3 protein-coding genes are annotated in these 4,946 nt (G+C 62.6%); all 3 read left to right on the top strand.

Annotation, left to right across the window (positions count from 1 at the left end; all coding sequences use genetic code 11):
* Nucleotides 1-1,295, top strand: a 1,295-nt coding sequence (locus tag ABEA26_RS34945; RefSeq protein ID WP_345597967.1) for an NsdA family TPR-like regulatory protein, incomplete at its 5' end; no start/stop codon positions are given.
* A gap of 522 nt (nt 1,296-1,817) precedes the next feature.
* Complete coding sequence (locus tag ABEA26_RS34940) at nt 1,818-4,250, top strand: type I restriction-modification system subunit M (RefSeq protein ID WP_345597966.1); 2,433 nt, start codon at nt 1,818-1,820, stop codon at nt 4,248-4,250.
* A partial coding sequence (locus ABEA26_RS34935; protein ID WP_345597964.1) for a restriction endonuclease subunit S occupies nt 4,247-4,946 on the top strand: 700 nt, incomplete at its 3' end. The genes ABEA26_RS34940 and ABEA26_RS34935, both read left to right, overlap by 4 nt.

The following is a 4,946-nucleotide window of genomic DNA, read 5'->3' as shown; positions in this document are numbered from 1 at the left end:
GCAAGGGCTGGGGCAAGGCCGAGTTAGCCCGGCGCATGCGAGAACGCGGGGCGGAGCTGGGCGTGCCGCTGGCGACCAACCGGACGACGGTCTGGAAGTGGGAGCAGGGGCAGGCCCCTGACGCGGACGCTCAACGGGTGCTCGCCGACCTGCTGGGCATCCCCGAGGACCACGTACGTTCGACTGCCTGGCCCCGATGGCTACCGGCCTGGGAGTCGACGGCCCTGGCGTCCCCGTGGACTCCGGTCGGCACCGTGAAGGTATTCGCTGATCTGGTCAGGAGCGGTCACATGGATCGTCGGGGATTCCTGTCCATCACCGGCGTCGCGCTGACGGGCGTCGCAGCCAACTGGGCAGCCGCACCAGCGGCGTTCGCCTCGGCAATCGACGGCGACCGCGTCACCGACGCGATGGTGACCACCATCGAAGCGCGCGTGGACACCCTCCGCACGCTCGACGACCAGATGGGCGGCGCACGCCTCCTGGACCAGTCCACCAGCGACCTCGCACTGATCACCAGCCTTCTCGGCCATGGCCGCTACACCGACGCCATCGAGCACCGCCTGTACGCCACCGCCGCCCGCGTGTCGTACCTCGCCGGATGGATGGCCTACGACAAGGGCCTCCGCTCCCTCGGCCAGCGCTACTACGTCGGCGCCCTCCGCAGCGCCCATAGCGCGAAAGACGACGGCTTCGGCGCCTTCATCCTGGCCGAAATGGGCGTCCACATCTCCGACTCCGGCGACACGGCCGCACGCGTGAAGTTGATCGACACCGCCATCAGCAACGCCCCGTCGGCCCTCCCACCTGCAGCGACCTCGTACCTCTACCTCCACCAGGCCGAAGCCCTGTCCCGAGACACCCAGCACGAGGCGGCCGGCAAGTCCCTCAACCGGGCCTACGACCTGTGGGGCACGCACCGCGAAGGCGACCGCCCTGACTGGCTCGGCTGGTACGGCGAGGCCCAGCTCAAGTCCACCGAGGGCAAGATCATGCTCCGCTCCGGCTTCCCCGAGCGAGCGACCAGTGCCCTCGCGGTGGCAGTGGACCAAGCAGTACCGCGAGACCGAGCTGTCCGGTCCGGCCGCCTCGCCACGGCACGGCTCGCCGCCCGGGACCTGGACGGCGCCTTGGACGCCGCCAACCTCGGCCTGGAGCTGCTGGAGAACCGCGTCCGCTCCGACCGGGCGCACGTCCGTCTGACCAAGTTCAGCAACTACCTCGACCCGCACTCCGCGGTGCCGGCCGTACGGGAGTTCCGCAACCGTCTCCGAGCTCTCCCCGCTGCTGTCTGACGGCACGGAATTACCGAATGCCCCCGCCCCCAGTCCGGGCACCGTGCCGGGGCGAGGCCGAGGGCTTGCGCATCCTCGTGCGATCACCCGGCCCACTCGCCAGCGACCGCAAGGAGTGACCGACCGCGCAAGCATGAGCGAGTGCCACGTGCGACTTCTCATGGTTCAGCCGCACACTGATCCGACCAGCTCGGCACCCGGAAGACGCACGTACACCGGCCCTCGAGCGTCGCTCGACCACTGGACGGGAATCAAGGTCACCGTGGGGTGAGGTACCCCTCTGCATGGGTGCTCACTGAGGAGGCGGGGACAGTTCCTGGACGCTACCCGCTAACGACATCCCGCGTCAGTGCCCGGCGCTATCGTTGAGGCACTCAGCTTGAGTTTTACCCCTTGTGACGCTGCTGTCACGCACTGGCACGCAAAGGATGGGCGCCGAAGGATGGACAGGTCACGCGTACACCTCACCACGGGATCGCGGTCAGGCTCTGGGCTCGGCGCTGGCAAGGGGGTGGCGTGCTAGTGGCCCTCAAGAAGTCGGACCTGTACAGCTCCCTGTGGCGGAGCTGCGACGAGCTGCGCGGCGGCATGGATGCCAGCCAGTACAAGGACTACATCCTGACGCTGTTGTTCGTGAAGTACGTGACGGACAAGGGCAAGTCCGATCCGAACTCCCTGATCGACGTCCCCGCCGGCGGGTCCTTCGACGACATGATCGCCCTCAAGGGCGATAAGGAGATCGGCGACAAGATCAACAAGATCATCGGCAAGCTCGCCGAGGCCAACGGGCTTGAAAAGGTCATCGACCTGGCCGACTTCAACGACGAGGAAAAGCTCGGCAAGGGCAAGGAGATGCAGGATCGCCTCTCCAAGCTAGTGACGATCTTTGCTGACCTGGACTTCCGCGGTAGCCGCGCTGAGGGCGACGACCTGCTCGGCGACGCCTACGAGTACCTGATGCGGCACTTTGCCACTGAGTCGGGTAAGTCGAAGGGCCAGTTCTACACCCCGGCCGAGGTCTCGCGCGTACTCGCCAAGGTCGTCGGCATCGGACCTGGCACCCGCCAGGACCACACGGTCTACGACCCCACCTGCGGATCGGGCTCGCTTCTCCTCAAAGTGGCTGACGAGGCACCGCGCAGCATCACCATTTACGGCCAGGAGAAAGACAACGCCACCTGGGCGCTGGCCAAGATGAACATGATCCTCCACGGCAACGAGGACGCAGACATTCTGAAGGGTGACACGATCACCAGCCCGCAGTTCACTGCGGGAAGGCAGCTGCGGACCTTCGACTTCGCCGTCGCCAACCCGCCGTTCTCGACTAAGTCGTGGAGTAATGGACTAGAGAATGACTACGGTCGCTTCGAGTTGGGCCGGCCCCCGGAGAAGAACGGCGACTACGCCTTCCTGCTGCACATCCTCAAGTCACTGAAGAGCGGCGGCAAAGCTGCGGTCATCTTGCCGCACGGTGTGCTGTTCCGCAGTGGTGCCGAAGCAATCATCCGCAAGGAGTTGCTGCGCCGTGGCTACATCAAGGGGATCATCGGCCTGCCCGCGAACCTCTTCTACGGCACCAACATTGCGGCCTGCATCATGATCCTCGACAAAGAGAACGCCCAGGCACGCACCGGCGTCTTCATGATTGACGCCTCCAAAGGCTTCGTCAAGGACGGAAATAAGAACCGTCTTCGTAGCCAGGACATCCACAAGATCGTCGACGTCTTCAACAGGCAGATCTCCATCAAGCGCTACTCGCGCATGGTGTCGCTCCACGAGATCGCCGACCCGAAGAACGACTACAACCTCAACATCTCGCGCTACATCGATTCGTCTGAACCTGAGGACATCCAGGACCTCCACGCGCACCTGCATGGTGGAATCCCGGACCGCGACGTAGACGCACTCAGCGGGTACTGGGAGGCGTTCCCTAGCCTCCGCGGCACGCTGTTCATGGGAAACCGCTCCGGTTACAGCGACCTTGCGGTCGGCGTGACCGAGGTGCAACAGAGCATCCTGGACTCCGACGAATTTCAGAAGTTCGCTAATGAAGTGCGCAGCCAGGTGGACGACTGGTTCACCACCCACCGTCCCATCCTCCAGGCACTCGATGCCGACACCCTCCCGAATGATCTGATCGCCCAGATCAGCGATGATCTGCTGGCTCGATTCAAAAACACTCCGCTACTCGACGAGTACGACGTCTACGAGCAGCTCATGACCTACTGGCACGGCGTGATACACGACGACGTCTTCCTCGTAATGAACGAGGGATGGCTTGACGCGGCGAAGCCTCGCAAGGCCATCGAGGACAAGGGGCGCAAGCTCTCCGAGACGCCGGATCTCATCGTTGGCTCGGGGCGCAGCGCTACCAAGTACAAGACGGATCTCATCCCGCCGGCGCTCGTCGTAGCTCGCTACTTTGCAAACGAACAGGCCGAGGTCGACGCGCTGAACGCCACAGCCGATGAAGCCAGCCGTGCTGTCGAGGACTACCTCGAAGAGCATGCCACTGAAGACGGCCTGCTCGCGGAAGCGATGGATGACGGCAAGATCTCAAAGGTTCTTGCTACGGCTCGGTTCAAGGTGGCCCGGCACGAAGGAACTGACCCAGAAGAGGTTAAGGCCCTCCGACATCTGATCAACCTGTATAACGACGAAGCCCTCGCCAAGAAGGCCGCCAAGGAAGCCCAGGCCGCACTCGATCTTGCGACTCTCAAGAAGTACGGCGACCTCACCGCGCACGAGATTAAACTGCTCGTCCTCGACGACAAGTGGCACGCGACGATCACGAAACGCGTTGCTGGGGAACTCAATGCGTTGGCGCTGGCTTTGGTAAGCCGAATCGAAGAGCTCGGCGAGCGCTACGGCGAGACACTCGGCAACCTTGAAGCGGAACTTTCCAAACTGGATCGCCTCGTCGCTATGCATCTGACGGATATGGGGGTCAAATGACAGCCGAACCGTCTACCGGCGCGCCTGATGACTGGAGGGAAGAACGCCTCAGAGACGTTGCGACGTTTGGCTCTGGAACAACTCCATCACGTGCGAGACAAGAGGAATATTTCAGTCACGGTAAACATTTGTGGGTAAAAACGCTAGATCTCAACAACTCGGTAATCTTGGCTACCCAGGAGAGGGTCACGGATCGAGCTCTGGAAGAGACTAGCCTAAAGATCTATCCTGCGGAGACCGTTCTGGTCGCGATGTACGGCGGGTATCAACAGATCGGCAGAACGGGCCTCTTGTCTGCACCTGCATCGGTTAATCAGGCGATCACTGCGGTAACTGCGGATCAACGCAAACTGCTCCCCGCATACCTATTGCACACTCTGAACTATCGCGTCGGGTATTGGCGGTCAGTCGCTAGTAGTAGCCGAAAGGATCCGAACATCACGGGCAGTGATGTCAAGGATTTCCCGATCCTTCTCCCTCGAATCTCCGAGCAAGAAGCGATCGCAGAAGCCGTATCGGACGTTGACCGCTTCATCGCTCAGCTTGAACGGGCCATTGCGAAGAAGAAGGCCATCGTACAGGGCATGCTGCAGCAGCTCTTGACGGGCAGGACGCGATTGCCCGAGTTCGACGACCCTTGGCGTGAAGCTCGACTGGGCAGCCTTTTGAAGCGGCCACCTCGATATGGAATTAATG

Origin of the sequence: Streptomyces marokkonensis, assembly GCF_039539045.1 — a bacterium.
Lineage (GTDB): Bacteria > Actinomycetota > Actinomycetes > Streptomycetales > Streptomycetaceae > Streptomyces > Streptomyces marokkonensis.
This window is presented reverse-complemented; position numbering and strand designations above follow the sequence as displayed.